The sequence below is a fragment of the Hydrogenobacter sp. T-2 genome, from assembly GCF_033971325.1.
Taxonomy (GTDB): domain Bacteria; phylum Aquificota; class Aquificia; order Aquificales; family Aquificaceae; genus Pampinifervens; species Pampinifervens diazotrophicum.
On the sequence record NZ_CP117180.1, the window covers coordinates 1,558,334 to 1,584,230 of the forward strand.

At 43.3% G+C, this 25,897-nt stretch carries 26 protein-coding genes and 2 tRNA genes; 15 read left to right on the top strand and 13 right to left on the bottom strand.

Features of this window, described 5'->3' with window-relative positions; genetic code table 11:
- Positions 1-33: 33 nt before the first annotated feature.
- The 3 genes from IAE16_RS08960 to IAE16_RS08970 are packed head-to-tail and all read right to left on the bottom strand — an operon-like array spanning position 34 to position 2,319.
- Positions 34-1,425: a flagellar hook protein FlgE gene (locus tag IAE16_RS08960; protein ID WP_323700497.1), complete on the bottom strand. Its 1,392-nt coding sequence runs from the start codon at positions 1,423-1,425 to the stop codon at positions 34-36.
- A gap of 2 nt (positions 1,426-1,427) precedes the next feature.
- Positions 1,428-2,075, bottom strand: coding sequence for a flagellar hook assembly protein FlgD (locus IAE16_RS08965; protein WP_323700498.1), 648 nt, complete (start codon positions 2,073-2,075; stop codon positions 1,428-1,430).
- Positions 2,062-2,319, bottom strand: coding sequence for an AbrB/MazE/SpoVT family DNA-binding domain-containing protein (locus IAE16_RS08970; protein WP_323700499.1), 258 nt, complete (start codon positions 2,317-2,319; stop codon positions 2,062-2,064). Before IAE16_RS08970 ends, IAE16_RS08965 begins: the two co-directional genes overlap by 14 nt.
- 129 nt (positions 2,320-2,448) lie before the next feature.
- On the opposite strand from IAE16_RS08970, the gene IAE16_RS08975 reads away from it, so the two are divergent.
- From IAE16_RS08975 to IAE16_RS08995, 5 genes are all read left to right on the top strand, one after another.
- Complete coding sequence (locus IAE16_RS08975; protein ID WP_323700500.1) at positions 2,449-4,017, top strand: molybdopterin-dependent oxidoreductase family protein; 1,569 nt, start codon at positions 2,449-2,451, stop codon at positions 4,015-4,017.
- Positions 4,014-4,679 carry a CinA family protein gene (locus IAE16_RS08980; RefSeq protein ID WP_323700501.1) on the top strand — a complete coding sequence of 222 codons (666 nt, stop codon included), beginning with the start codon at positions 4,014-4,016 and terminating at the stop codon, positions 4,677-4,679. The genes IAE16_RS08975 and IAE16_RS08980 overlap by 4 nt, the downstream gene beginning before the upstream one ends.
- 1 nt (position 4,680) lies before the next feature.
- Positions 4,681-5,472 carry an acyl-ACP--UDP-N-acetylglucosamine O-acyltransferase gene (lpxA, locus tag IAE16_RS08985; protein ID WP_323700502.1) on the top strand — a complete coding sequence of 264 codons (792 nt, stop codon included), beginning with the start codon at positions 4,681-4,683 and terminating at the stop codon, positions 5,470-5,472.
- A gap of 9 nt (positions 5,473-5,481) precedes the next feature.
- Entirely contained in the window at positions 5,482-6,867 is a 1,386-nt protein-coding gene (glmU, locus tag IAE16_RS08990; RefSeq protein ID WP_323700503.1) for a bifunctional UDP-N-acetylglucosamine diphosphorylase/glucosamine-1-phosphate N-acetyltransferase GlmU, read from the top strand.
- A gap of 32 nt (positions 6,868-6,899) precedes the next feature.
- A tRNA-Lys gene (locus IAE16_RS08995) sits at positions 6,900-6,972 on the top strand.
- Here IAE16_RS08995 and IAE16_RS09000 read toward each other — a convergent pair.
- From IAE16_RS09000 to purS, 5 genes are all read right to left on the bottom strand, one after another.
- Complete coding sequence (locus IAE16_RS09000) at positions 6,970-7,689, bottom strand: Crp/Fnr family transcriptional regulator (RefSeq protein WP_323700504.1); 720 nt, start codon at positions 7,687-7,689, stop codon at positions 6,970-6,972. The genes IAE16_RS08995 and IAE16_RS09000 overlap by 3 nt on opposite strands.
- Positions 7,647-8,684, bottom strand: a complete 1,038-nt coding sequence (locus tag IAE16_RS09005; protein WP_323700505.1) for an aminopeptidase — start codon at positions 8,682-8,684, stop codon at positions 7,647-7,649. The genes IAE16_RS09000 and IAE16_RS09005 overlap by 43 nt, the downstream gene beginning before the upstream one ends.
- Before the next feature lie 71 nt (positions 8,685-8,755).
- Entirely contained in the window at positions 8,756-10,324 is a 1,569-nt protein-coding gene (locus IAE16_RS09010) for an MlaD family protein (RefSeq protein WP_323700506.1), read from the bottom strand.
- Positions 10,325-10,339: 15 nt separating this feature from the next.
- Positions 10,340-11,020 (bottom strand): phosphoribosylformylglycinamidine synthase I, encoded by a 681-nt coding sequence (gene purQ / locus IAE16_RS09015; RefSeq protein ID WP_323700507.1) that lies wholly within the window; start codon positions 11,018-11,020, stop codon positions 10,340-10,342.
- Positions 11,017-11,229 (bottom strand): phosphoribosylformylglycinamidine synthase subunit PurS, encoded by a 213-nt coding sequence (purS, locus tag IAE16_RS09020; RefSeq protein WP_323700508.1) that lies wholly within the window; start codon positions 11,227-11,229, stop codon positions 11,017-11,019. Before purS ends, purQ begins: the two co-directional genes overlap by 4 nt.
- A 57-nt stretch (positions 11,230-11,286) precedes the next feature.
- Here purS and aspS point away from each other — a divergent pair, with 57 nt between their 5' ends.
- The 4 genes from aspS to hemC are packed head-to-tail and all read left to right on the top strand — an operon-like array spanning position 11,287 to position 15,868.
- Positions 11,287-13,083 (top strand): aspartate--tRNA ligase, encoded by a 1,797-nt coding sequence (gene aspS, locus IAE16_RS09025; RefSeq protein WP_323700509.1) that lies wholly within the window; start codon positions 11,287-11,289, stop codon positions 13,081-13,083.
- A gap of 5 nt (positions 13,084-13,088) precedes the next feature.
- Complete coding sequence (locus IAE16_RS09030) at positions 13,089-14,276, top strand: DNA methyltransferase (RefSeq protein WP_323700510.1); 1,188 nt, start codon at positions 13,089-13,091, stop codon at positions 14,274-14,276.
- A complete protein-coding gene (locus IAE16_RS09035) occupies positions 14,266-14,955 on the top strand; it encodes a BsaWI family type II restriction enzyme (RefSeq protein WP_323700511.1) in 690 nt (229 codons plus the stop codon). The genes IAE16_RS09030 and IAE16_RS09035 overlap by 11 nt, the downstream gene beginning before the upstream one ends.
- Positions 14,948-15,868, top strand: a complete 921-nt coding sequence (gene hemC / locus IAE16_RS09040) for a hydroxymethylbilane synthase (RefSeq protein ID WP_323700512.1) — start codon at positions 14,948-14,950, stop codon at positions 15,866-15,868. The genes IAE16_RS09035 and hemC overlap by 8 nt, the downstream gene beginning before the upstream one ends.
- Here the strand turns inward: hemC and IAE16_RS09045 are convergent.
- From IAE16_RS09045 to hemB, 3 genes are read right to left on the bottom strand one after another with little or no spacing between them, the layout of a single operon-like run.
- Positions 15,859-16,188, bottom strand: a complete 330-nt coding sequence (locus IAE16_RS09045; RefSeq protein WP_323700513.1) for a hypothetical protein — start codon at positions 16,186-16,188, stop codon at positions 15,859-15,861. The genes hemC and IAE16_RS09045 overlap by 10 nt on opposite strands.
- Positions 16,185-16,700 carry a Uma2 family endonuclease gene (locus IAE16_RS09050; protein ID WP_323700514.1) on the bottom strand — a complete coding sequence of 172 codons (516 nt, stop codon included), beginning with the start codon at positions 16,698-16,700 and terminating at the stop codon, positions 16,185-16,187. The genes IAE16_RS09045 and IAE16_RS09050 overlap by 4 nt, the downstream gene beginning before the upstream one ends.
- Entirely contained in the window at positions 16,700-17,683 is a 984-nt protein-coding gene (gene hemB, locus IAE16_RS09055; protein WP_323700515.1) for a porphobilinogen synthase, read from the bottom strand. The genes IAE16_RS09050 and hemB overlap by 1 nt, the downstream gene beginning before the upstream one ends.
- A 21-nt stretch (positions 17,684-17,704) precedes the next feature.
- On the opposite strand from hemB, the gene IAE16_RS09060 reads away from it, so the two are divergent.
- From IAE16_RS09060 to IAE16_RS09070, 3 genes are all read left to right on the top strand, one after another.
- Positions 17,705-17,776: transfer RNA gene (locus IAE16_RS09060), tRNA-Gly, on the top strand.
- A gap of 24 nt (positions 17,777-17,800) precedes the next feature.
- Entirely contained in the window at positions 17,801-19,453 is a 1,653-nt protein-coding gene (locus IAE16_RS09065) for an ATP-binding protein (RefSeq protein WP_323700516.1), read from the top strand.
- On the top strand, positions 19,425-20,645 hold the full coding sequence (locus tag IAE16_RS09070) for an N-acetylmuramoyl-L-alanine amidase (protein WP_323700517.1): 1,221 nt from the start codon (positions 19,425-19,427) through the stop codon (positions 20,643-20,645). Before IAE16_RS09065 ends, IAE16_RS09070 begins: the two co-directional genes overlap by 29 nt.
- Here IAE16_RS09070 and IAE16_RS09075 read toward each other — a convergent pair.
- Positions 20,602-21,249 carry a 7-carboxy-7-deazaguanine synthase QueE gene (locus IAE16_RS09075; protein WP_323700518.1) on the bottom strand — a complete coding sequence of 216 codons (648 nt, stop codon included), beginning with the start codon at positions 21,247-21,249 and terminating at the stop codon, positions 20,602-20,604. The two genes, IAE16_RS09070 and IAE16_RS09075, sit on opposite strands and share 44 nt — an antisense overlap.
- Entirely contained in the window at positions 21,216-23,546 is a 2,331-nt protein-coding gene (infB, locus tag IAE16_RS09080; protein ID WP_323700519.1) for a translation initiation factor IF-2, read from the bottom strand. The genes IAE16_RS09075 and infB overlap by 34 nt, the downstream gene beginning before the upstream one ends.
- Positions 23,547-23,568: 22 nt before the next feature.
- On the opposite strand from infB, the gene IAE16_RS09085 reads away from it, so the two are divergent.
- The 3 genes from IAE16_RS09085 to IAE16_RS09095 are packed head-to-tail and all read left to right on the top strand — an operon-like array spanning position 23,569 to position 25,890.
- A complete protein-coding gene (locus IAE16_RS09085; RefSeq protein WP_323700520.1) occupies positions 23,569-24,324 on the top strand; it encodes a glycosyltransferase family 2 protein in 756 nt (251 codons plus the stop codon).
- A complete protein-coding gene (locus tag IAE16_RS09090; protein ID WP_323700522.1) occupies positions 24,318-25,166 on the top strand; it encodes a glycosyltransferase family 2 protein in 849 nt (282 codons plus the stop codon). The genes IAE16_RS09085 and IAE16_RS09090 overlap by 7 nt, the downstream gene beginning before the upstream one ends.
- Positions 25,159-25,890 (top strand): 6-carboxyhexanoate--CoA ligase, encoded by a 732-nt coding sequence (locus tag IAE16_RS09095; protein WP_323700523.1) that lies wholly within the window; start codon positions 25,159-25,161, stop codon positions 25,888-25,890. The genes IAE16_RS09090 and IAE16_RS09095 overlap by 8 nt, the downstream gene beginning before the upstream one ends.
- Positions 25,891-25,897 lie beyond the last annotated feature (7 nt).

A 25,897-nucleotide genomic window follows, 5' to 3' on the forward strand; every position in this document is an offset into this window, starting at 1 on the left:
CCCCTTTAGTCCCTCCCATACCCATCTTCTAAATTACCTTACCAGATTTATTGTATCATCAAGCACTGCGTTGGATGAGGTTATTACCCTTGTATTTGCCTGATACGCCCTTTGGGCAGATATAAGATTTATAAACTCAGAGGCTATATCCACATTAGACATTTCTAACATGCCAGACCTGACTTTTTCCGCACCGCCTGGAGCCATTATGGTTGGTGTGGAAATGGAAGTGTAAAGATTAGAACCTTTTTTTGTAAGTTCCTCTGGGTCGGAGAACACTGCAACCGCAACTCTATAAAGGGGTAGAGATTTTCCGTTGGAATACACCCCTACAACCGCACCATCTTCGGACAGAACATAGACATCCACAAGGTCACCCTTGGCGTAGCCATTCTGCTCCACGGTAACTATAAAATCTGAAGCATACTGAGTTATGTATGAGTTATCTATTGTAGTACCAACAACCCCTGCTGTTGCCTGCACTTCTTCACCTACTATAATCCTCCAATCGCCTATATTAGGAAATACGCCTCCACTAGGAGTGGTTGTGCCCGTGGTTGCTGTGTAGCTTACTGTAAGATTGGAGGTATTAAGATAATATACAAAGCTAAGCCCATCAGCTGAAGGCTCTCTAATAACATCGGTATTGTCGTATATGAGAGTGCCAGCAGGGTCAAAGGTTATAGTCCAGTCGCCTGACACCTCGTAGCCAGCGTTTCCTGGGTCTACATCAGCCCTAAGGAACACCTGCCATGTGTTGACCGCCGTAGTGGAGTTTCTAAAAAAGATGTCCGCCTGATATGGAGTGCCAAGGCTGTCATATATAGTTATGGTATATTTGTAGTTGTAGCTGGAAGGGTTGTTTGGGTCAAATGCCACCGATGGGGGTGGAGAGGCAGAGTTTAGGTTTGTTGGACCTAAGAACCTTATCTGCCCTGTAGCTTTTGGTGGAAGCTGAGGTATAACGTGAATATCCTCAAGACCTGTGCCTACTGTTTTTCCCCTCTCGTCAACTCTGAAGCCCTGCAGTTTCAAACCACCAGAATTAACCATATAACCATCCCTGCTAAGCCTAAATTGCCCATCCCTTGTGTAGTAGTTGATCCCTGAAATGGGATCCTTTATTATAAAAAGTCCTCTGCCTTGTATAGCAAGGTCGGTATTTATACCTGTCTGCTTGAAGTTACCTATTGTCCAAAGCTTTTGCGTGCTGTCAACCAAAACACCCGCTCCGTAAGTGGTAGACTTAATGGTGTTGGTTACTGTATTAAGACCTATTGTGACCGAGGATATGACGTCCTGAAAAATGGGTCTACTACCCTTAAAGCCTATGGTGTTTACGTTTGCCATATTATCTGCAGTTATGTCCATCCATGTTCTGTAGGCGTTCATACCCGTTACTGCGTTAAAAAAGCTCCTCATCATGATTACATCCCTCCTGCATATATTAATCTTGAAGGAGAGACAAGCTCTCCATTTTCAAGCTCAAAAAGCAGTTCTCCACCAGAGACACTAACAGACTTTATCTTACCCATAACACCAAGATTTAAACTATCAACTGGCATACCGTTCTTAAGGATCTGCACGCTGTAATGACCCTTTGGCAGGTCACTGAGTTCAATCGGATTAAGCCCCTTGTTTATATCTACTTGATATTCCTTTATCACATCATCTCCGTCCATTATCCTAATGGTAGCACCCTTTATATCCTCTGAAGACAGAAGATAGTACTGTCCACCCTTTAGCGTGTCTATTTTGTTAGTGGAGAACACAAACTCTTTATCTATCAAACTCAGGCTTGAAAGAAGGGTGATTTGATTAAACCAACCCTTGAGACCTTCCATAAAGCTTTTCATATCGTTCATATACCTAATCTGATTTAGCCTTGTCATATCCTCTAACATCTTTGAGAGGTCTTGAGGCTGGAAAGGGTCTTGATACCTTAGAGTTTCTATATATATCTTTAGAAAGTCTTCAGAAGAGAGATTGTCTACGCCTTGAGTGTAGTTTTTGGGCAAAACCTTAGGCTCAGGGGGTTTTATATGGTAAGGGTTAGTTCCTCTAAGCTCCGCCATCTTTCTTCCCTCCCTTCTGTTTTTGGAACTCTTCCGCTAATATCTGGGCGAAGCTCTTCTGTTGGGTTTGCCCTGATAGGATGCTACCCTTTAGGTCATAAACCCTCTGCTCTTTCTTTATTATGAGCTGGTCATCTTTTACCTCAATCCTGACCAAGTCTCCTTCCTTTAACCCAAGCCTTTTTCTAACATCGCTGGGCAGAGCTACCAATCCTCTTGCCATTATCTTGGCTACCTCATCCATGGGTATGATTATATTCCTGTTTTGGAAAATGTCAAGTAGTTTGATACTATAATAATGTCAAACAATAATTAACTATCAGAAAACCCGCAAGATAAATCCGTAGAAAAATGTCGTATAATCTTCTACTCAATGAGCCTTGAGCCCACGAAGATACCTCTCACGGTGAAGGAGTTTGACAGCCAAAGGGTAGGCTTCTGTGCAGGCTGTGGATGTGCCTGTGGATATATACTCTACCAAAAGGAAGGTAAAATAGTAGACCTATACGGACACCCTACAGACCCAAGGGGGATAGGAAGTCTATGCACCAAAGGTATAGCCTATATACAGGAAGCGACAAGTAATCCTATGAGACTAAAAGGTATTTTTATGAGGAAGGGAGATGAGTTTATCTCTGTTGATTACGCTCAAGCTCTTGAAATCCTGAAGGGAAAACTATCAAAGGGTAAGACCGCCTTTTTGCTTGGTAGACAGGCAGGACTTGAAGATTATCTTCTTGCCAAAAGCCTTTCAGAGAATGTTTTTGTTGATGCTCCGGTTGTGGATTTTACGCCGTCAACTCTCAAGCCTACCGACTGGAAAAGGGCTAAGTTCATACTCTCCGTTGACGCGGAGCCAGTTTTTTCTGAGGTTATGGCAACGCGATGGGTGGTGGATGCGGTGGAAAGCGGAGCATACCTCTTGTGTCTTTCCAGTAGATATGAAACTATTTGTGCCAAAGCGAAAGATAGAGTGCTTTTGAAGCCAGATTCTATGATGGAATTTTTGCAAGCTATTCTTGAGGCTGAAAATGGTGATAGCAAGGTAGAGTTTGTTAAAAGAAGCCTGTTTCTTATGAGAGGTGCACTTGTCCTTGTGGGGGCACACCTTTTGAACTCTCCCTTTAGAGAAGCTATACTCTCTATTCTTGCTGGGCTTAGACGCAAGTTTGGTGTCAACTACAGCTTTGTGGGAGACCTTATGCCTTTCCCTGCCAAGCCTATGGAGGAGTTTTTTGAAAGCTTTGAGGAGTTTGATAACCTTGTGGTGGTGGGAAATCTCTTCAGATATTTAAAGGATGAGCATCTGGAAGCCCTCAGGGATAAATTTGTAGTGAGCTTCCAGGCCTTTCCAAACTTTACCGCCCATTATTCGGACATGCTTTTTGCCTTAAGCATTTTCCAAGAGAGGGACTTTATAAACTACAGACATGGCTTTGGTTATCTTGTCTACTCACCAAAGACAGTAGACACGGAGGATGTTTATAGTCCTGCGGATGTGCTTGGAGAAGCGGTCGGATTAGAGGTGAGTTTGGAGAACTTTGAATACTATGAGGAGCTAAGGGCAAAGGGTGAGATTGACCTTAAGATGGGAGAAGTAGATTCAAAAGGCTTTTTAGAGCATTATCACATACGAAGGAGCGAGCTTTTCTTGTATACGGACAGTACTCTTGTGGAGGACCTTGGACATTGGAATCCTTGGACTCATGAAATGGAAAGATTTCAAAAGGCTTACATAAACCCACGTACTGCAAAAAGTAGAGGTCTAAAGGATAGCGTGCAAATAGGAAGGGTTTCCTTTGAACTCATCCATACAGAAAATGTGGCGGAAGGTGTTATCTTTATCCCATCGGAATATGAAGAGTTTCAACCCTTTGAACCTGGGCATAGGGTTGGTGCTTTTCTGAGGAAGCCTTATCATAGATACGAGGCTATTGGATGATTGTAGGGTTATGTGAAGAGAATCTTGATTTTAATGGTTTTATTGTAAGAACTATAGGCTTAGATGCTCTTGAGGGGTATAGAAGTGTAAAATGGGCTGGTGGTGTTGACTTTTTTATAGAGGACGAAGAGAAGCTAAAGCTTTTTGTGGAAAGGTATAAGGATTTTATTTATGCAATAGGAAAGGAAAGTATGGAGGAAGTGGTAGGAAAGCTTTTGAGGGAAAAGGGTCTAAAACTTGCCACCGCAGAAAGCTGTACCGCTGGGCTTTTGTCCGCAAGACTTGTAAATGTACCAGGTTCTTCCCAATACTTCTTGGGTGGCTTTGTGGTCTATGCTAACGAGCTTAAGACTAAACTGCTCGGAGTTGAGGAAGAGGCTTTGAGAAAACATGGTGCGGTCTCTGAGGAAGTGTGTAGGCAGATGGCAATAGGAGTCCTTGAGGAAACGGATGCGGATATAGCAATTGCCATAACCGGTATATCTGGTCCAGAGGGTGGAACAGAGCACAAACCCGTGGGGCTTACTTACATGGCTTTTGCTACAGACAGAGAAGTTGTTTTGAGGAGATTTCTTTTCCAGGGAAGTAGGAATGAAAATCGTTTTATGGCTACCCAATGGGCTCTTGAAATACTGAGGCGATATCTTACAAAGGGGGTTTGAAATGTCAAAGGTGCATCCAACTGCTATAATCAAAGGTGAGGTAGAGTTAGGAGAAGAGGTGGAGGTGGGTCCTTACACTGTTATAGAAGGTAAGGTAATAATAGGGGATGGGACAAAAATAGGTGCAAGGGTCTCAATAAAGGGAAAGGTCTCTATAGGTTCAAACTGTGAGGTACATGATGGAGCTATTTTGGGGGATGAGCCACAACATCTAAAATATGCGGGAGAAGAGAGTGAGGTGATAGTGGGAAACAATGTGATAATAAGAGAATACGTCACCATTCACAGGGGAACAGCCATAGATAAGATGAAGACTGTGATAGAGGATGGAGTTATGCTTATGGCTTATTCTCATGTGGCTCATGACTGCATAGTAAGGAGAGGGGTAATAATGGCAAATTGTGCTACTCTTGGAGGGCATGTGGAGGTTGGGGAGTATGCCTTTATAGGGGGGCTTTCCGCAGTGCACCAATGGGCAAGGGTTGGTGCTTACGCTATGGTCGGTGGTCTCTCTGGAGTATCCCTTGATATACCACCCTACGTGAGGGCGTCAGGACAACATGCACATCTATACGGCATAAATACGATTGGACTTGAGAGGAGAGGCTTTTCCAAGGAAACAATAGCCATTCTCAAAAGGGCATACAGAATTCTCTTTAGAAGTGGTATGTTGAAGGAGGATGCTATAGCCTTACTTCTTAGTGAATACGGAGACCACAAAGAGGTAAGAAACTTAGTGGAGTTCATAAGGACCTCAAAAAGAGGCGTCGCAAGGGACGCAGGAAGAGGTTAAAATATTTCCATGCGAGCCCTTGTGCTGTCCGCAGGTCTTGGAACACGATTTAAAAGCGAAAAGCCAAAGGTTATGCATAACATACTTGGTAAACCTATGCTATGGTATGTCCTAAGAACTCTGAGGGAATTGAATATTGAGGATACTGCCCTTGTGGTTGGGCATAAGGCGGAGCAGGTAAAGGAATACTTTGGAGATTCTTACCATTACTTTTATCAATCAAACCCAAAGGGTGGAACCGGCGATGCGGTGCTTTCTGCCATTGACTTTTGGAGAGACTACTATGGGTATATGTTGGTAATAAACGGAGATTCTCCTTTGGTCAAACCACAAACCCTCAAAAACATGCAGAGATATTTGCATATGGTGGAAGAATACGAGGGTATCAAGTTAAGTGCCCTTTTGCTCTCCACACAATTGCCAGACCCTACAGGCTACGGAAGGATAATAAAGGACGGAAAGGGAAATGTGATAAAGGTGGTAGAAGAGAAGGACGCGAGCTTTGAGGAGAAGCTAATAAAGGAGATAAATGGAGGGGTCTACATTTTCTATTGTCCTCATCTTATAGAAACCCTTTTTAATGTAAAGCCAAGTCCTAAAACTGGTGAGCTTTATCTAACGGAAGTTTTCAGTCTTATGCATGAGAAGGATTATGTGGTAAGGAGCTTTATGGCGGAAGACCCTACAGAGGTCCTTGGAGCTAACACGCGCTGGGAGTTAGCGGTAGCGGAAAACATCATAAGGCTAAGGATACTTCAAGAATGGGCAGAAAAGGGTAACACGATCCACCAACCAGAAAGTGTTTGGATAGAGCCTGACGTGGTATTAGAAGGTGATGTGGAGATATATCCAGACGCTATGCTAAGAGGTAATACGAAGATAGGCAGAGGTGTGATTGTAGGAAAGGGTAGTCTCTTAGAGAACGCTCTTGTAGAGGAAGGAGTGATGATAGAGGCATATTCCATAGTAAGAAATTCACATATAAAGTCTGGAGCTATCATAGGACCCTTTGCCCATGTGAGAGAAAACAGCCTGATAGGAAAGGGTAGCCATATAGGAAACTTCGTGGAAGTCAAGAAGTCCTTTATAGGAGAAGGAGTAAGAGCAAAGCACCTTGCCTATATAGGAGACGCAACTATTGAGGATGATGTGAATGTAGGTGCTGGTGTGGTTTTTGCAAACTTTGACGGAAAGAGAAAGCACCAAAGCTACGTGGGAAAGGGTGCCTTTATAGGTAGCAATGCCCTTCTTATAGCACCTATAAGGATCGGTAGCTATTCCTTTATAGCTGGAGGCTCTGTAGTAAACAAGGATGTGTCCGATGGAGACCTTGCCATTGAAAGGTCCAAACTAAGAATTTTAAAGGGTAAAGGGAAGGAAAAACTGCTTGAATAGTCGGATGATAGATGCTATAATAACTAATCTTAGAGCCGGTAGCTCAGCTGGCAGAGCAACGGACTTTTAATCCGTGGGTCGCGGGTTCAAATCCCGCCCGGCTCATACTGCAAGTCTTTCCAGCTCCCTTCTTTTTATTATCTCTATGTATCCCCTCTCTGCGTTTATTATACCTTGCTTTTTCCACTTACTCATAACCCTTATGGTGGTCTCTACCGTCGTCCCCGTCATCTCCGCAATATCAAGCCTCGTAAGTGGTGCGTCTATGACGATAACATCCTCGTATTTTTTACCTATCCTGTCCGCTATCTCAAGGAGAACTCTGGCTATTCTCTCTTCTACTTTGCCTCCTGCTATGCTTTTGAGGGTCTCGTAGCTGTGTAAAAGTGTAGAGGTTGCCTCACAGGTCATCTTTATAGCAATGGCAGGATGCTTTATGGAAAGGTTTATAAAGTCTTTGTTGGAAATGTAGAGGGTTTTGCTCTCAAGCATCGCCTTTGCAGTGTAAGTATTTCTTGGAACCTTTTTACCCCACTCTATCCAGCCAAATATGTCACCGGGATATACGAGCCTAACTATAACAATCCTTGCATCGTGCGTCTCTTTGAGTAGCTTTATAAGACCATCTATGAGTATGTAAACGCCGGGCTCTGCCTCTTCTTCAAAGAAAAGATACTCGTTTCTCCTAAACTCCCTCACTTGCATGTAGTTCAAGGCATCTTTTAGCTCATCCTCTGATAAGTCTTCAAAAATATGAACCTTCTTAAGCATTTCTATCTTTAGGTCTTTAGTCTGCCTTTCTCTAAAAGTCTCTTTTGCCATCCCTTACCTCCTATGGTTACTTGAGGTTCAAAAACCACATAATCAGTGTGAAAAGAAACTCTGTTTATACCTCCAAAGGTGTGATTATCTCCTATGGCTATATGCACTGTGCCGAGGATTTTCTCAGCCTCTAAAATATTATCAGGTTTTTTTGCGCCCGGGTTTGTTCCAACGCCAAACTCTGCGATTATTCTGGCATTCTCGTGTCGTTTAAATACCTCTTCAAGATAATTCCTATATGGTTCAAAACCTTCTATCTCTTCCACCGCACCATCTCGGAATTTAAGGGTTATGGGTCTTTCAAGTTTCCTGTTTGTACCGTAGGTTAGGGTTAGCTTTCCGAAAGCTGAGTTTTCAAGGGGTGCAAGAAAGGCTTCACCTGCAGGCAAGTTTCCATACTGACCGCTATAGTGGAAGAGACCCGTGTCCGCCACAGCACTCCTTCCTGATACAGAAAACTCCATGTCTGTTCCTTCCGCCTTTACATGCACCCATTCCGCTTCAGAGAGCATGTCCGCCACATCAAGACTCAGTCTTGCCACGTAGTCCCAGTCCACGTCCATAGGACCGTAGAACATCTCTGGCTCAAAGAGTGGCATGCTTGCGTATCTACAGCCAAGGTCTTCTGTAAGAGCTTTTCTAAAAAAGGTATGCGTGGTAGAGTAGTAAGGAAAGGCTACCACCACATGAGGAACATCTTCTGCGTAAGCCTTGAGTATTTGCAAGGCTTCATATTCTGAATAGTCTTCTTTATGGAGTATATGCTCAAAGAGACCCTTTTTTCTTAGCTCATTTATTGCTCTATCTCCAAAGGCAAGCCTCCAAACCTCCTCTGGTGGCTCTTTGCCATGCCCTCCCAAGGAAGGATAAACATAGTGTTTTACTTTTCGTGTTATGGTTCTTGCGGTTTCCACGAAGCGATCTATTAGAGCTAATAGATAGTCCTTTTCCGTGTCTGTAAACAGGAGCAAAGACTCGTCCTCTTTCAGGTTCATGTTCACCTTGTAAAGCCTATATATATGTTCCTTATACATGGCTACTAATCATAAATTTATTTCAATTTACTTCATGGCAAGGGTAGTCTTAAACTACCAAGCAGGTATTTTAGGTCGTTGTCAGTAAACATAAGCCCTACACCACCAAAAACACCCCTTAGCTTTGAATTTAAAAGGTCATCACCACCAAACCTCACATACATAGGACCATTAACCTTGTAGTTTACACCTACCTGAAGATTTGGCTTTAGGTCCTTGTCCTGTGGTCTGTCTCTCCTTCCAAAGTCCCAAAGGTCTGTGGTAAAGGCGAGTCTTTGCGAGTATAAAAGGTCAACACCTATTCCGCCTGTGGATTCCTTGAGCCCACCTCTTAGGACAAGCTCCTTACCAAAGAAGGGAAATATTCTTGCATACTGCAATGTAACTTCAGGCTTAAACTCCTTTTTAACTATAGATTGATTAGGGAGTATTTCCTCCTTGTAGACTCTACCCCTTGAGTCTCCAACTATCTCTAAGAGGTAATACTTTTCGTTATCGGGTTGCAGTTTGACAGTAAGTATCCCCTTTGAATCACCAGCCCTGTAAAGCTCACCCCTAAAGCCTATGTAGAGGTTTGTCCTATCTGCGACCTCTCCTGCTTTGCCAAGCACCCTAACACCAGAAGCTACATTTCTGTATAGTTCCTCATCCTTTATTAGTTTCCCTAAGGTGCCTTCACCTCTTTCAATATGTGCCAGTATGTTATTTAGCCTTTCAGAGCTTTCTTTAAGGGTGCTGGTAAGTTCAGAGAGATTTGATGTGGTCGCTCTTATGTCTTGACGGTTTTCCACAATCAAGGCGTTTAGATTTACTGAAAGCTCGTTAAGGTTTCTTGAAAGTTCGGGAAAGGTCGTCTTTAGGTCGTTGCTAAGCTGTTTTAGGTTTGAAACGGTTTCTCTTATGTCTTGCCTGTTCTCGCTGGCTATGGCTTCAAGGTTTTTTGCAAGCCTGTCTATGCTTTCTATAGTTTGAGGAAGTGTTCTGTTTAAGTTATAGGCAAGTAGGTTTATGTTGTGTATTGCACCTCTCAGGGACTCTCTGTTTTCAAGGGCTATTAGGTTAAGGTTATGGGTGAGCATTTCCAAGTTCTGCACCACTCTCCTTATATCCTCTCTGTTTTCAGAGAGTATAAGCTGGAAACTTTCTACCATTAGTCTTACAGATTCTGAGGCACTTGTCATTTGCTTTATAAGAAGGTCTGTATCCGCATAACCAAGGGTTTTACTTATTGTCCCGCCTTCTTCTAAAATGCCCGCTTGTGGACTTCCAGGGTATATGTTTAGGTATTTGTCTCCCATAAGACCAAGAGTTCCTATCTCCGCCTGTGCATCTTTATAAAGGGTTATGTCTTTGTCAAGTTCAAAAACCACCTCCACCTTGCCATCTTTTAATCTGATAGACTTCACCTTTCCACTTTTTAAACCGGCCACCCTTACCTCCGCACCTGCACTAAGCCCTGCCACATTGTCAAAGTAGACCTTGTAAGTTTTTACCGCAGGTTTGAAAAAGGGGACCTCCCCGAAGGTAAGTATAAGAAAGGCAAAGCCAAGGGAAAATACAAGCACGAGAACACCTACCTTGGCTTCGTTGGAAAACCTCATGCTTAAATTATATCCCTAAGCTACGAGGGAATGCCAGAGTATTATGCCATCTCGGTAGCCAAGTAGGTCTTCGCAAGCTCTTTCTGGATGGGGCATAAGACCAAAAACATTACCCTCTTTGTTGCAAATGCCTGCTATGTTGTATAATGAGCCATTGGGATTAGCTTGAGAGTTTATATTACCCTTTTCATCGCAGTATCTTAGGACAATTTGACCCCCTTCCTCCATAGACCTTAGCTCTTCCTCTGGCACATAATACCTTCCTTCTCCATGGGCTATGGGAAGTTTTATCACCTCACCCTTTTCAAACCTCCTGGTGAAGGGTAAAGAGTTATTTTCAACCCTAAGATATACGTCCTTGCACAGAAAGGTTAGGTTTTCGTTCCTGAGTAAAACACCCGGCAATAGGTGAAGCTCTGTGAGGATTTGAAAGCCGTTGCATATACCAAGCACGAGTCCACCCTTTTGTGCGTATTCCACTATAGCGTTGCCAAGGGGTGTTTTGCTGGCAAGCACTCCAGCCCTCAGATAATCACCAAAGGAAAAACCACCCGGGAGGACCACGCAGTCAAAACCATTGAGCCTTTTTGTATTGTGGTCTACAAAGCTCACATCCTGCCCAAGCAAGTCTCTTATCACATAGTAAGTGTCATAATCACAGTTAGAGCCGGGGAATACGCAGACCGCAAACTTCATTCTATTACATACTCCTCAACTAAGGGATTTACGAGATACTTCTCCACAAGGGCTTTTATGTCTGTGCCTTCTCCCACCTCAAGCTCCACCACTTTTCCCACCTTTACATCCTTCACATCAAAACCGCCGTCAAGGAGCATCTCCTTTACCGCCCTGCCTTCTGGGTCAAGAAGTCCCCTTTTAGGAAGTATAAGAACTCTTACCTTCATCACCTTATATTCTACCATTTTAAGGCACGCGGAGGGTGGATTTTCTATAATTTAAATATGCTAAAAAGAACAAGATACTGCGGACACATCAGCGAACAAGACCTCGGAAAGGAGGTTGTCCTTAACGGCTGGGTTCATCGCATAAGAAACCATGGAGGAGTTATCTTTATAGACCTCAGAGATAGAGAGGGTCTAGTCCAGTGTGTGGTAGAAGAAAAAACAAACCCTGAGGTGTATGAGCTTGCGGACAAGCTCAGAGCAGAGTATGTGGTTGCCTTGCGTGGCACTGTTAGGAAAAGACCGCCTGACACAGAAAACCCAAGGCTAAAGACGGGAAACTACGAAGTGGTAATTGAAGAGCTTGAAATTCTCAACACCTCAGAAACCTTACCCTTTCCCATAGACGAAGAGACACACCTTTCGGAGGAGACAAAGCTCAAATACCGCTACCTTGACCTAAGAAGGGAGAGCATGAGGGAAAATCTTCTGTTTAGGCATAGAGCCTATCAGATAGTAAGGGAAGTCTTTGTTGAAGAAAGCTTTGTGGAAATAGAAACACCTTTTCTTACAAAGTCCACTCCAGAGGGTGCGAGGGATTTTCTTGTCCCTTCAAGGCTACATCCGGGCAAGTTTTACGCCCTTCCTCAGTCTCCACAGCTCTTTAAGCAGGTGCTTATGGTTGCAGGCTTTGATAGGTATTTTCAGATAGTTAAATGCCTAAGGGACGAAGACCTGCGGGCAGACCGCCAGCCTGAATTTACCCAGATAGACTTTGAAATGTCCTTTGTAGAGGAAGAGGACGTTATGGCTTTTAGCGAAAGGCTTATATATAGCCTCTTTAAGGAGCTTCTCGGCGTTGAGCTAAAGCTCCCCTTTGACCGCATATCCTACGAGTATGCCATGGAAACTTATGGCTCAGACAAACCTGACCGTAGGTTTGGGCTTGAGCTTGTGGACCTCACACAGGTCTTTAAAAACACCGAGTTTAAAGTGTTTCGTCAAGCCATAGAATCTGGTGGAGTGGTAAAGGCTATAAACTTCAAAGGCTCAAACCTCTCAAGGAAAGAGATAGATGAGCTTACCCAGTTTGTGCAAAGCCTTGGAGCAAGGGGTCTTGCTTGGATAAAGGTAGAAGAAGACAAGCTAAACTCACCCATAGTAAAATTTTTCTCCGAAGAAGAGACTAAAGAGCTTCTGCAAAGGCTAAGGGCTGAGCCAGGTGATGTAATATTTTTCTCCGCGGACAAAAGGGAAATGGTCTACCGTATTCTTGGAAATCTAAGGTTTCACATAGGCAAGAAATACAACCTCATAGATACGAGTAAATTTGACATATTTTGGGTGGTGGACTTCCCTCTTATGGAATGGGATGAAGAAGAGAAAAGGTTTGTCTCCTTGCACCACCCCTTCACATCACCCAGAGAGGAAGATATTCCGCTTCTTGAAAGGGCTCTACAGGTGCAGGACTTGGAGGAGAAAAAGAGGCTTGTTCATTCTGTGAGGGCGAGGGCTTACGACCTTGTGATAAACGGATACGAGGTGGGAGGAGGCTCCATTCGTATACACAGAAAAGATCTTCAGGAGCTTGTCTTTAAACTTTTGGAGATACCAGAGATGGAAGCAAGGGAGAAGTTTGGTTTTCTGCTTGACGCACTACGCTTTGGAGCACCACCACATGGTGGGCTCGCCTTTGGACTGGACAGGCTAATTGCCATAATGAGAGGCTTGGACTCTATAAGGGATGTGATAGCCTTCCCCAAGACCCAGAAGGGTATATGCCCTCTCACTGGTGCACCAGACTATGTGGAGCCAAAACAGCTCAAGGAGCTTCATATAAGGGTGGTGGAATGTTAGAGGAAATGGGTTTCCTAAGCTCGGTGGGGGTAGAAAAAAGTGAAGTAAAAAAGCATTTTGTTAGACATGGTTTTATCTTTGCTTGCACTGACAAGAGCGAGGAAACACTATTGTCTAATAGGATAATCTTGACTGGGAAAAATTACGCAAATAAGTTATTCGCAGTTAAAGAAGGCGATTTTATTTTTCTGTATAATCTTGACAAAGATGTTCTTTATGGCACTTTTACTGCAAAAGGCGAACCTGGATATGATAAAGGTATTCCAATCTTTGAAGGTAGATACCCTTACTATATACGCTTTGAAACAACACAAACCATAAAAAAAGTTGAAAAGGCAAGTTCAATCTTTAGAAGTCTTAACATCTCGTGGAGAGATATACTGACAGAGAAGGGGGCACTTCTGATAAAGAGTATCCTTGAGGGAAGAGCAATAAATAGGCTTCGCAGGGAAGATGTAATAGATGATAAATACATACCCCCAATGATGACAACTACCTTGTGGGACTATCCATACCAAAGTTACGGATACACCAAAAAGGGTAATAATAAATACCCCGGCGTTACTCCAGCCTTCATTATTTATAACCTCATATGGAGATACACTGAACCTGGTGAGATAGTATGCGACCCCATGGCAGGTTCTGGGACTACGATAGATGTGTGCCTTGAAGAGAGGAGAAGGGTTGTAGCCTTTGATATAGTGCCAACGAGAAAAGATATAATACAGGCGGATGCCAGAAACATACCTCTGAAGGATGAAACGGTGGATTTAGTGTTTATAGACTCGCCATACGGAGACAACATCAAATATAACGACCATCCCTTAAATATAGGTCATATACCTGCAAGTTCTGAAGAGTTTTACGAGGAGCTTGAAAAAGTAATGCAGGAATGCCATAGAATACTCAAAAAAGGTAAAGTATTGGCTTGGTTAATAGGTGACCAATGGGCAAAGGGGGAATATATTCCAGTGGGCTTTAAGATATACGAAAGACTTACAAAATATTTTTCCCCTGTTGATGTGGTTTGTGTGGTTCGCAGAAATCAAGCCTCAAATACTCCCTTTTGGCATAGCAAGGCTTTACAGCATAACTTCTATCTTAGAGGTTTTAAATACCTTATAATAGTTGGAAAAGATGAGAGTGTTAAAAAGAAAGGGACGAAAATAAGGTGGAATTTCTATGAAAGATAGTAAAAAGTTTTTCCTTGAAACATTAAAATTGAAAGCTATAGAAGATGTAAGACTAAGAGGCATAGAAAACCTTTCTAATATTCTTGAAACCATAAGGCAAGAGTTCTCTGGGGAAATAACCAAGTTTGGTATAAAAGACGCAGAGCAAAGCTGGAAAGCCTTCAAAGGGAGGCTTCTTGAAGAGTTGATAGTGGAAGTTATAAGTTCTGAAGTTAAAAAACATGGTTTAAATATAATAAGTGGCTCAAAGTTAAGCGGTATAGTGTTAGATGAGTGTCTATGCATGGTGAAAAGGAGTATACTTGTTGATTATGGTGAGTTTGGGATGCATGTTCCAGATGCTGATTTAGTTATATACAATAAGAATTGCAGAGCTTTAGCGATAATATCTGTAAAAGCTACCTTAAGGGAAAGAATAGCTCAAACAGGTTATTGGTCTTTGAAGTTAAAACAATCAAATCTCACACAAAATATAAAAGTCTTTTTTATAACGCTTGATGAAGATAGAGATCTTTCAAGAAAAAGGCTTGCAAAAAAGGGTAGGGCTATCGTTGAAGTGGATATAGACGGAGCTTTCGTAATAACCACAGAGCGGATTGAAGAAAGTGAGAAAGTTATGCCTTTTGAAAATTTTAGAAGGATAATAGAAAAACTTGGTAGGGTTGATAAGGATGAGTAAGAATACACTTCGTATAGGCACACGAAAGAGCAAGTTAGCTCTTTGGCAGACAAACTATGTGAAGGAGAGGCTTGAGAGCAGGGGATACAGCGTAGAGCTTGTGCTTATTACTACCACCGGCGATAAAATCCTTGACGCTCCTTTGGCAAAAATAGGAGGCAAAGGACTTTTTGTAAAAGAGATAGAGGAGGCACTTCTGAGAGGAGATATAGACCTTGCGGTTCATTCTTTAAAGGATGTGCCAATGGTTCTGCCAGAGGGTCTCACTCTTGGAGCTATAACAGAGAGGGAAGAGCCTTTTGATGTGCTCATATCAAGGGATGGGAGAAGACTTCAAGAGCTTCCAGAGGGTGCAAAGGTAGGCACTTCCTCTCTGAGGAGACAGGTTCAGATAAAGAGAAAAAGACCAGACTTGAGGGTGGAGACCCTTCGCGGAAATGTGGATACAAGGCTCAGAAAACTGGAGGAAGGACTTTATGACGCCATAGTGCTTGCTTACGCAGGTGTTAAGAGAATGGGATTTGAGGAAAGGGTAAGCCAAGTATTGGAAGACTTTATCCCTGCGGTGGGTCAAGGAAGTCTCGCCATAGAGATAAGGCAAGAAGACCAGAGGGTGTATGAGGCTATAGCCTCTCTTGACCATAGAGAAAGTCGTATTAGGGCGGAGTGTGAAAGGGCTTTTCTGAGAGAGCTTCAAGGTGGTTGCCAAGTGCCTATAGGTGCCTATGCATGGATTGAGAGCGAGAAATTAAAGCTAAAAGCCTTTATTTCTGACCTTGAAGGAAAAAGGTTTTTAGAAGGAGTGGAAGAAGGAGACCTACATCAGGCGGAACAGATAGGCAAAAAACTTGCCAGAAGGCTCTTAGAAGGGGGTGGCAAAGAGATACTTGAGGAAATATACCATCAAAGCTGACCTTCAAGCTCCTTTTTGTAGACCTTCCACCTTGCGGGGCTAAGACTTGAAGAACATCCAAGAGAAGATAGGTCATAGACCTTTATAGCTTGAGGGTTGTCTGGAGTGCTTACAAAGAAGAAGGTTGTGCCTGCGGGTATGCTTCTGGTTTCCTCTTTCCATTTTTTTACCATAGCGGTCAATTCAAGGAGCTTTTCCCTTGCTTTTTGCGCGTCAAGCTCTTCTTTTTTTCCATTTTCCTCGTAAACCCATTGCCCTTCTTCTATCCCTTCTACTATTTCATAAATTCTGTCCTCTGAGGGTATGCCGTAGAATCTCAAAGCAAGACCTCCTCAAAGTTTATTTCCACCTTGCAATCGTTAAAGTTAAATACACCATCAAACTTTTCTCTGTATCTTCCATCAAATAGTTCAAAGACTTTCACATATTTCTCATCAGGATAAACAAGCACAAAATATTTCACCTTTTCTCTTTCACACAGTTCAAACTTAAGCCCTTCATCCATATGCCTACTGGAGGGTGAAACTATCTCAATAACCATCTGTGGCGGACTTTCTACCCTTTCTGGAATTTCTCCACATAAAACCATCAAGTCCGGTCTTATTACTGTATCATAGGATATATACCAGTCAAGTTCTCCCGCTACTTTGCAGTCTTCGCAATCCTTTAAAGTGCTGTATAGTAGGTGTCCGAGTTTTATGAGTGTAATTTGATTAATAGGTCTTGGCAAAGCTATAGCATAAGGTATACCTTCTACCAGCTCCCAGTCTCCCTGCCAGTGTTTCCAGTCCTCCACTGTGTATCTTACTGGATACCTTTCAACCAAGCCCATCAAACTTCCCCACTGTTTATGAGCCTTGCCACATCCTTTGCAAAGTAGGTGATTATCATGTCCGCACCAGCACGCTTTATGGAAAGTAGAGTTTCTATCATAACCCTCTTCTCATCTATCCAGCCAAGTTTGCCACCTGCTTTTATCATGGCATATTCACCACTTACATTGTAAGCACACACTGGCAGGAGAGTGTGTTCTTTTACTTTTGCTATTATATCAAGGTAAGCTAAAGCTGGTTTTACCATTACAATGTCTGCTCCCTCTTGCACATCCAAAAGTATCTCTTTAATGGCTTCTCTTGAGTTTGCTGGGTCCATCTGGTAGCTTCTTCTATCTCCAAAAGCTGGTGCGGATTCAGCTATTTCCCTAAAGGGTCCATAAAAGGCAGAAGCATACTTGGCGGAATATGCCATTATGGGAATGTTTTCAAATCCAGAGGAATCTAAGGCTTCTCTTATAGCCCTTACCATACCATCCATCATTCCAGAGGGTGCGAGCATGTCCGCACCATTTTTGGCATGCGATATGGCTTGCTTCTTAAGGTTTTCAAGGGTCAGGTCGTTATGAACATCTCCATCACACAGCACTCCACAATGTCCATGCGTTGTATACTCACAAAAGCATACATCCGTTATAAGATACATATCTGGCACTTCCTTCTTTATGAGTCTTAGAGCCCTTTGTATAATGCCTTCATCACTCCAAGTGTCCGAGCCCACTTCATCCTTGTGCTCTGGTATGCCAAAGAGTATTATGGCAGGTATGCCAAGGTCTCTTACCTCTTTTACTGCATCCACTACCTTGTCAAGGCTATAGCGGTATACTCCAGGCATGCTTGGGACTTCTTCCACGATATTCTGTCCGTATCTCACAAAGATGGGGTATATAAGGTCGTCAAGGCTCAGCTTGGTCTCTCTCACAAGCCTACGGATATTTTCCTTCCTTCTTAATCTCCTTGGTCTTAGCTTTGGAAACTCCATAGGAATATAATATATATCTAAGCGGGCGTAGCTCAGGGGTAGAGCGTCTGCTTCCCAAGCAGAAGGTCGTGGGTTCAAATCCCATCGCCCGCTTGTGAAAGTATTATATTTTTATGCATGAGGGTGGGAATAGTTCTCGGCACAAAGCCTATTAGTCCTCTTGAGTTTTGGGTTGGTGTGGAGGAAGGACAGGTAGTCCAGTTAGATGACGTGCTTTACACAGAAGGTCAGGTTGGAGAAAAGAGGGTTAAGTATTATGGTATTGTGAACGAAGTTCAAAAATTCCTTGAGGGTGCGGAGTTTGTCTATGATGCTCATCTGGTAAGCAAGGGAGTTATACCCGTAAACATAGCTTATGTGGCAAAGGTTAATGTGACAAGAATAGAGCCAGAGGTCTTTGCTCCACCTTCTCCAGGTGACCCGGTTTACAGGGCGATAGGTAAAGAGTTTGAAAGAGCCTTATACTACGACCAGATGAAGGAAAAAATTCCTGCGGGCGTAGACAGAAATGGAAACGTGGTCTATATAAACTACGACTTTATAAACGGTGTGGAAGGGGCTCATGTGAGCATATCCGGTATGTCCGGCATAGCGACGAAAACTTCCTACGCCCTCTTTCTCCTCTATTCAATTCTTGAGAAGGCAAGCGACAGAGACAAGGTGCACGGGATAATCTTTAATGTTAAAGGTAAAGACCTCCTGTGGCTTGATAAGAAGAACAAAAGCTTTGACGCAGAAAGCAGAAAGGTCTATGAAGCTATGGGTCTCAGGGCAGAGCCCTTTAAGAATGTAAAGTTTTATGTGCCACCTTCTAACATCTATTCCGATACTCCCGACTGTGAAAGGTTGGACAAAGAATCCGTTATACCCTTCTATTGGAGTATCAGAGAGTTCGCAGAAGAGGGGCTTATAAAATTCATGTTTACCGAAGGCGAAGAGGGGGTTTCCAATATACACTATGTGATAGACAGAATTTCTAACAAGCTCTACCTCCTTGCACAAAATAGTCCAGAGGGTCGCCTTTTGGATGACTTTTCAAGAGACATAGAGAGCTTAGAAGACCTTGAGGTGCGACTTGAAGAAGCTATAAGAGACAAGGAGCAAAACAAAAGCTCAGAGCTCTACAGAAGTTGGTTTGGAGATGCCCAGATTCAAACCGCCTACGCCTTTTTTAGAAGGTTCAGCAGGGCATGTATGCACATAAGTAGGCTAATAAGGGATAAATCAAGCCCACCCAAATGGGAAGGGAATCGCCTATCTGTTATAGACATAAGCAGTCTACATAGTATAGGGAAAATGTTTGTGGTTGGGTCGATACTTAAGAGGGTCTTCAGAGAGAAAGAGAACATAGGCAAACCCTATCCTAAAGTTTTTGTTGTTCTTGACGAACTTAATAAGTATGCACCAAAGGAAGGTTGGAGTCCTATCAAGGATGTGGTGCTGGATATAGCGGAAAGAGGCAGAAGCCTCGGAGTAATACTCATAGGTGCTCAGCAAACTGCCAGTGAGGTGGAAAAGAGAGTGGTGGCAAATTCTGCTCTAAAAGTGTTGGGAAGGATGGACTCAAGCGAAGTGCTGGGTAAAGAATATGAGTATCTTACGGGGAACTTCCGCCAGAGGGCTATAATGTTAAAAAAGGGCACTATGATACTCTACCAGCCTGATATACCGAACCCTATGGTGGTGAGATTTCCAAAGCCTGCCTGGGCAACAAGGTATTCCGAAGTGGAGGAGGAGGTCCATGTTCCTAAGGATTTTGGTAATTTTTAGTGTGTTTGTGAGCTTTGCCTTTTCTCAGAAGGCTGTTGTTAGGGTAGGAAAGTATCCAGAAAAGGAGCGTATAGTTCTTCAGTTGGACAAAAGCGTAGACTACAAAGTTTTTACCCTTGAAAACCCTAAAAGAGTTGTGGTGGATATTATGGAAGATGTGAATATAAACCTTCCTGCAAACCTGCAAGGCAGAGTTGGTAAGCATCCATGGGGGACGAGGGTGGTTTTTGAAAGAAAATTTCAAGACATAAAAGCCTTCTCTCTGCAAGAGCCATTCAGGATAGTTATAGATATATACACAGGCACATCCACAGAAAGGGCAATTGCAAGGGTGGAGCAAGGGGACGAACTTATAGAGATAGTAGACCCTGCCTTTGTAAGGATGTTGCGTCATACCAGCATGGTTACCTCTGGCGAAAGGGTGGTTAATGAGGTAAGAAAGGGGCAGGTGATAACCCAAAGAAGAGTTATAGTGATAGACCCAGGGCATGGGGGACACGACCCAGGGGCTATAGGTTTTATGCAGATAAAAGAAAAGGATGTGGTGCTTGCCATAGCAAAGAGACTTGCTGATTACCTTGAAAGAGATGGAAGGTTTAGAGTTATAATGACACGCAGGGATGATACCTTTGTGCCTCTTCAGGAAAGGGCAAACATAGCCTTAAGAAACAGGGCAGACCTCTTTATAAGCATACATGCGGATGCACACCCTCAGAGACTGCCAGAGGCAAGAGGGACAACCATATTTGCCATATCCTCAGAAGCGGCACAGAGACGCCGTCAGCAGATAGTTAACAATCAAAACTACGCAAGCCTTGTTTTCGGAAGGGATGATATACCCACATCCGCAAGGGCAGTGCTGGCAGACCTTGCCATGGATGTGACGCTTAACGAGAGTGTAGTCTTTGGAAATAGAATTGCCAAAGTGGTAAGAAGAGAGCTTGGCAGGGATGTGCATTTTAGAGGTATACAAAGGGCAGGCTTTGCTGTGCTTAAAACCCCCGGCATACCTTCTGTCCTTGTGGAGGTGGGATTTATGACAAACCCGCAGGAAGCTTTGATGATGTCTGACAAGGATTTTCAGGATAGCTTCGCAAGGGCGTTGTATCTTGCAATTGTAGAATACTTCTTCCCTACCGCTCAGAAGGTCACTTCAGCCCAAGAAACTTATGCACCTGCGGGATTACCTTAACTTGATAACCCATCTCCAAAAGCCTTAACTGCATCTCAAGGGCTTTTTGTAGAAAGACCTTCTTATTACCCTCTGGCTGTAGCACTACCACCTCTCTTTGGAGAAAGTCAGAAAAATTAAGAAGCACGTCAAGGCTTAGCTCTTGGTCTACCACAAACTTTAGCTCCTTTGCATACCGTCTTATCTTTGGATGCACAAACCAGCCTGCAACAGCCTTTGGAGAGCAGGTTATATGAATTTGTGGAGCAAGCTCTTCCATGGCATCCTGCCACAGAGTGCAGTTTGTCTCTATCTGAAGGGACTTATCTCTTCTTATTAGCTCTTCCACGAGCAAAGGTAAGGACTCTTCTGTAAAGGGCTCTCCACCGGTTATGACTACATGCTTGTGTGGATACTTTTCAACTTCCCTTATGAGGTCCTTTAAATCTATAGAGGTTTCTCTAAAGGTTAAGGCAGATGGCTGGTCACACCATGGGCATCTAAGATTACAGCCCTGCAGTCTGATAAAAAGGCTTGGTGTTCCCACCAAAAGCCCTTCTCCTTGTATGCTTGGGTATATCTCATTAACACTTATTGAGGCTTTTCTAACTTCACTTCGTAGCATTCTATGATATCACCTACCTTCACGTCATTGTAGTCCTTTAGCTTTATTCCACATTCAAAGCCCTTAGCCACTTCTTGCACATCTTCTTTGTATCTTTTTAGGCTCTCTATCTTGCCGTCAAAGACCACAACACCGTTTCTCACAAGCCTTGCCCTCGCATTTCTAAGTATCTTTCCATCAAGCACATAGCATCCAGCTACCGTGCCTGCACCCTTTATCTTAAAGGTAGCTCTCACCTCTGCAGTGCCATGAACCACCTCTCTTTCCACAGGCTTTAGCATACCTTTGAGAGCCTTTTTCACATCCTCTATAGCCTCGTATATGATTCCATACAGCCTTATATCTACCTTCTCCGCTTCCGCAGTTTCCCTTGCCTTTATGTCTGGACGAGTATTAAAGCCAATTATAACCGCACCACTTGCCTTAGCAAGCATAACATCGTTTTCTGTTATGCCACCCACATCCCCGTGTATTATTCTTACAGAGACCTCAGGTGTGGAAAGTTCAGAGAGAGACTTCTTCAGAGCTTCCAAAGAGCCAAGTGTATCCGTTTTTAGTATGAGCCTTAGCTCCTTTAGTTCTCCTTCTTGTATCTTTTTAAATACCTCCTCAAGCACAAAGCCCTTTGCTACCTTTTCCATCTGCTCCTTTTTGAGTTTTCTCTGCTCCGCTATCTGTTTGGCTTTTCTTTCATCCTCAACCACTTTAAGTTGGTCACCCGCCATGGGAAGCTCTTCAAAGCCCAACACCTCAACAGGCACAGAAGGTCCTGCTTCTTTAACCTTCCTGCCCTTATCATCAAACATAGCCCTAACACGCCCATAGGTAGTCCCTGCTACAAAGATATCACCAAGTTTAAGAGTTCCCTCTTGCACCAGAACCGTTGCCACCACACCCCTCTGCTTGTCAAGTTTAGACTCTATTATTGTCCCCCTTGCTGGCTTGTTTGGATTGGCTTTTAGCTCAAGCAGGTCTGCCACCAAGAGTATGTATTCAAGCAAGGTCTCCACATTCTGCCCCGTCTTGGCAGAAACATCCACAAACACCGTATCTCCACCCCATTCTTCTGGTATTAGTCCAAGTTCAGAAAGTTCTCTCCTTACCCTTTGAGGGTCAGCACCGGGCTTGTCTATTTTATTGACCGCTACGATTATAGGCACGTTAAAGGCTTTGGCGTGGTTTATGGCTTCTACAGTCTGTGGCATGACGCCATCGTCCGCAGCAACCACTAAAACCGCTATGTCTGTAACCTGAGCTCCCCTTGCCCTTAAGGAAGTAAAGGCTTCATGACCCGGTGTGTCCAAGAAGGTTATCCTCCTTCCATCTGGCATCTCCACCACCGACGCACCAATATGCTGGGTTATTCCACCCTTTTCTCTCTCCGCAACCCTTGTCTTTCTTATAGTGTCTAAAAGTGTAGTCTTTCCATGGTCTACGTGCCCCATAACCACCACCACTGGAGGTCTTGGCTCTCCACCTTCTTCAAAAGCCTCTGCCTCCTCCTCTTCCTTTACTTCCTCCGACTTTATCTCCGCAAGAAATCCAAGAGCTTCCGCTACTTGAACTGCGATATCAGAAGGAACTGTCTGGTTTATCGTAGCTAATATCCCCCTCTTGAGAAGCTCCGCCATTATTTGGTTAGGAGGAGTCCTCAAAAGGTCTGCAAGCTCTCTTACTGTTATCACCTCAGGAATTTGAACTATCTTAATTTCCTCTTCCTTTTCTTCCTTCTTTTCCTTTTTCACTGGCTGTTGGAGTTTTTTAAGCATTTGCTCTTCACTTTTACTGAGTTTTTCCTTTGGTTGTGGTTTTTGAGGTTTTTCTTCTACCTTTTGCTCACGAGGCGGAGGCATAGGTGGTGGTGCAGGAACCCTTGCTGGGAAGGGTCTTCTTTCCTCTGTCCTTCTTGGTCTCTCCCTTTCCTCCGCCCTCTCTCGCTTTGGAGGCGGTGCTTCCCTTGCTGGCTGTCTTGCCCTTTCGTGGTGTCTCTTATCCCTTTGCCTTTGGTCTCTATGCCTTTTCTCTTCTCTTTTTGGCTCGGTTTTTTCTTCTTTTTGCTTTTCTTCCTTAGGTGGCTCAGAAACTACTACGGTCTCCTCTTTTGCTGCTGCTTTGTTTCCATTTTCTACTGGCTTTTCTTTGGGAACAGAAAAATGGTCGTAAACTATCTGAAGCTCTTCCTCGTTAAGGTAAGCAAAATTTCCCTTATCTATACCCCATTCTTTGAGAACCTCTCTCACTTCTTTGACTGGAACACCAAGCTCCTTTGCCACATCTTGAACCCTTAATTTTCCCATAGTTTATAATTATAAGCCTAAAATGTTGTCTGTCTTAATCTGCACGAAAGACGAGGAGAAAAACATAGAAAGAGCCATAAAAAGCGTGCAGGGACTTGCGGATGAGGTTATTGTGGTAGACTCTGGCTCAACGGATAGAACTGTGGAAATTGCCAAAGAGCTGGGGGCAAAGGTTATTTTTAGAGAATGGAAAGGATACCCAGACCAACTAAATTACGGCATAGGTCTATGCTCCGGAGATTGGGTGTTTGTGCTGGATGCGGATGAGGAAGTTTCCAAAGAGCTAAGGGAAAGCATAGGACAGGCAATCAAAAACCCAAAGCATGATATTTATATGGTTAGCAGACGGACTTATTACTTGGGAGATTTTTTAAAACACGCATGGTATCCCGAGTGGAGGATTAGGCTTTTTCGTAAGGGAAAGGTAAGGTTTGAAGGATTACTCCACGAAAGGGCTGTATTTAGCAGTAGTGTAGGGAGGTTAAAGGGAGACCTCTATCATTATTCATACAAAAGTCTGAAAGACCAGTATTTAAAAACGGTGCACTACGCATATACAATGGCGGAAATCATGAAAAGTGATGGCAAAAGGTTCAGGTTGTATAAGCTAATATTCAATCCTCTTTGGCATTTTATTAAGGTATACTTTGTCCAATTGGGTTTTCTTGATGGTCTAAGAGGCTTTATGGTTGCCCTTTCTGCCTTCTTTTACACCTTCCTTAAGTATAAGTTTCTCTACGAGCTTGAGTTAAAGGAGAAGTTTTCCAAGTTATGGTAAGTGTGGTAATACCAGTCTATAACGGAGAGCAATACATAGCACAAGCCATACAGTCAGTGCTGGAGCAGAGCCTAAAGGTTGACGAAATAATAGTTATAGACGATGCGTCAACGGATAGAACAGAGCAGGTAGTAAAGAGTGAATTTTCTCGCTGGGTGCATTACCATCGCAACCCAAAGAACATGGAAAGGTGCTACTCAAGAAACCTTGGAGTTAGCTTGGCAAGGGGTGAATATGTCTTTTTCCTTGACCATGATGACCTCTGGGAAAAAAACCATGTGGAGAAACTAAGGGACGCTTTAAAGGTTGCGGATATGGTTTATAGTTTTCCGAGAACCCTTGTAAACTCGGAGGGTAAAATTCTGAGAGTTTCAAGAAAAAAGATACCAAAGGACTACAAAATTTTAGTGTTTTCTGGAATAGTAGGCTATCCATCCGCTACCGCCTTCAGAAAAGAGAGCTTTTTAGGATACAAAGACCAATTTATGCTTAGAGAGGACTGGGAAATCTTCCTTAGGGCGGTGCTTAAGGGTCTAAAGGTAGAAATCTGCGATACTAACACGGTAAAGATAAGAGAGCATGGGAAAAGAAGTAGTAAAAGCATCAGGCTTTATGAAGGCACTATGGCGGTTTACAGGTTTTACAGAGATAAAATTCCAGAGGAATACTTGCCATATTTTCTTTTTCATGTGGGAGATGTGTGTATGAGGTTTGGAAACCTCAAAGAAGGCTGGAAGTTGGTGCTTTCCTCACTTTCAAAAAAGCCAGAGCTTATGCTTTCTGGTAGAAACTTGCTTACAATTCTAAAAAGAGGCTTTAGGTTTTGGAGAAGCTATGCTTAGCCTTCGTATGAGAGCGGAGTTAAAGGGACAGCACGTATCTGGTGCGGAAAGGCTTATAAAACCTGACGCCCTTCAAAAGACTATAAAGGAACTTATCAAAAGACCCAAGGCTTATGACAAGATGGTTATAACCCTTGAGAGGGTGGAAGAGATAAACACAATTCCAAAGGCACTTACCATATACAGCTACGACTTTAAAAGCGTAGAAGAAGCCCATAACTTTGCCATAAAAAGCCTATTAAAGGAAGGCATTCCAGAGGATATAGCCCTGGAGGCACTCAATACCCTAAAGAGAGGAGCAAACCCAAAGGGTGGCAATATGAGAGGTGCGGTGCTAATGGATATTCATACAGGGGAACGGCTTGAGCCAGACAAGGAGAGGGGTATAAGAACTGTAAGGGTTGACTGGAAAGACAGGCAAGAGGTCAAGAGGGTCTTGAGAGAAAGAGGATTAAAAAAGCCATACCTTGAAAGACTTCTTGATGCCCTTGCCCTCGCCACAAAGAATATACATTGCGGAGTTATAGCGGAACTATGTTGGAGCGATGACCCAGATTACGTAACAGGATATGTTGCAGGTAAAAACTTGGGATATGTGAGAATAAAACCTATGAAGGAATATGGTGTTCCTTTGGGTGGAAGGGTGTATTTTGTAAGGAGAGAAGGCATAGAAAAACTTATAGAATGCTTGCAAAATAGAGCTGTCTTGATTGAAAACTTATAGGAATATA

Excerpts from the sequence above, each read along its gene's own strand:
- IAE16_RS08960 (WP_323700497.1), bottom strand. The coding sequence starts at position 1,425 with ATGATGAGGAGCTTTTTTAACGCAGTAACGGGTATGAACGCCTACAGA.
- IAE16_RS08965 (WP_323700498.1), bottom strand. The coding sequence starts at position 2,075 with ATGGCGGAGCTTAGAGGAACTAACCCTTACCATATAAAACCCCCTGAG.
- IAE16_RS08970 (WP_323700499.1), bottom strand. The coding sequence starts at position 2,319 with ATGGATGAGGTAGCCAAGATAATGGCAAGAGGATTGGTAGCTCTGCCC.
- IAE16_RS08975 (WP_323700500.1), top strand. The coding sequence starts at position 2,449 with ATGAGCCTTGAGCCCACGAAGATACCTCTCACGGTGAAGGAGTTTGAC.
- IAE16_RS08980 (WP_323700501.1), top strand. The coding sequence starts at position 4,014 with ATGATTGTAGGGTTATGTGAAGAGAATCTTGATTTTAATGGTTTTATT.
- lpxA (WP_323700502.1), top strand. The coding sequence starts at position 4,681 with ATGTCAAAGGTGCATCCAACTGCTATAATCAAAGGTGAGGTAGAGTTA.
- glmU (WP_323700503.1), top strand. The coding sequence starts at position 5,482 with ATGCGAGCCCTTGTGCTGTCCGCAGGTCTTGGAACACGATTTAAAAGC.
- IAE16_RS09000 (WP_323700504.1), bottom strand. The coding sequence starts at position 7,689 with ATGGCAAAAGAGACTTTTAGAGAAAGGCAGACTAAAGACCTAAAGATA.
- IAE16_RS09005 (WP_323700505.1), bottom strand. The coding sequence starts at position 8,684 with ATGAACCTGAAAGAGGACGAGTCTTTGCTCCTGTTTACAGACACGGAA.
- IAE16_RS09010 (WP_323700506.1), bottom strand. The coding sequence starts at position 10,324 with ATGAGGTTTTCCAACGAAGCCAAGGTAGGTGTTCTCGTGCTTGTATTT.
- purQ (WP_323700507.1), bottom strand. The coding sequence starts at position 11,020 with ATGAAGTTTGCGGTCTGCGTATTCCCCGGCTCTAACTGTGATTATGAC.
- purS (WP_323700508.1), bottom strand. The coding sequence starts at position 11,229 with ATGAAGGTAAGAGTTCTTATACTTCCTAAAAGGGGACTTCTTGACCCA.
- aspS (WP_323700509.1), top strand. The coding sequence starts at position 11,287 with ATGCTAAAAAGAACAAGATACTGCGGACACATCAGCGAACAAGACCTC.
- IAE16_RS09030 (WP_323700510.1), top strand. The coding sequence starts at position 13,089 with ATGGGTTTCCTAAGCTCGGTGGGGGTAGAAAAAAGTGAAGTAAAAAAG.
- IAE16_RS09035 (WP_323700511.1), top strand. The coding sequence starts at position 14,266 with ATGAAAGATAGTAAAAAGTTTTTCCTTGAAACATTAAAATTGAAAGCT.
- hemC (WP_323700512.1), top strand. The coding sequence starts at position 14,948 with ATGAGTAAGAATACACTTCGTATAGGCACACGAAAGAGCAAGTTAGCT.
- IAE16_RS09050 (WP_323700514.1), bottom strand. The coding sequence starts at position 16,700 with ATGGGCTTGGTTGAAAGGTATCCAGTAAGATACACAGTGGAGGACTGG.
- hemB (WP_323700515.1), bottom strand. The coding sequence starts at position 17,683 with ATGGAGTTTCCAAAGCTAAGACCAAGGAGATTAAGAAGGAAGGAAAAT.
- IAE16_RS09065 (WP_323700516.1), top strand. The coding sequence starts at position 17,801 with ATGAGGGTGGGAATAGTTCTCGGCACAAAGCCTATTAGTCCTCTTGAG.
- IAE16_RS09070 (WP_323700517.1), top strand. The coding sequence starts at position 19,425 with ATGTTCCTAAGGATTTTGGTAATTTTTAGTGTGTTTGTGAGCTTTGCC.
- IAE16_RS09075 (WP_323700518.1), bottom strand. The coding sequence starts at position 21,249 with ATGCTACGAAGTGAAGTTAGAAAAGCCTCAATAAGTGTTAATGAGATA.
- infB (WP_323700519.1), bottom strand. The coding sequence starts at position 23,546 with ATGGGAAAATTAAGGGTTCAAGATGTGGCAAAGGAGCTTGGTGTTCCA.
- IAE16_RS09085 (WP_323700520.1), top strand. The coding sequence starts at position 23,569 with ATGTTGTCTGTCTTAATCTGCACGAAAGACGAGGAGAAAAACATAGAA.
- IAE16_RS09090 (WP_323700522.1), top strand. The coding sequence starts at position 24,318 with ATGGTAAGTGTGGTAATACCAGTCTATAACGGAGAGCAATACATAGCA.
- IAE16_RS09095 (WP_323700523.1), top strand. The coding sequence starts at position 25,159 with ATGCTTAGCCTTCGTATGAGAGCGGAGTTAAAGGGACAGCACGTATCT.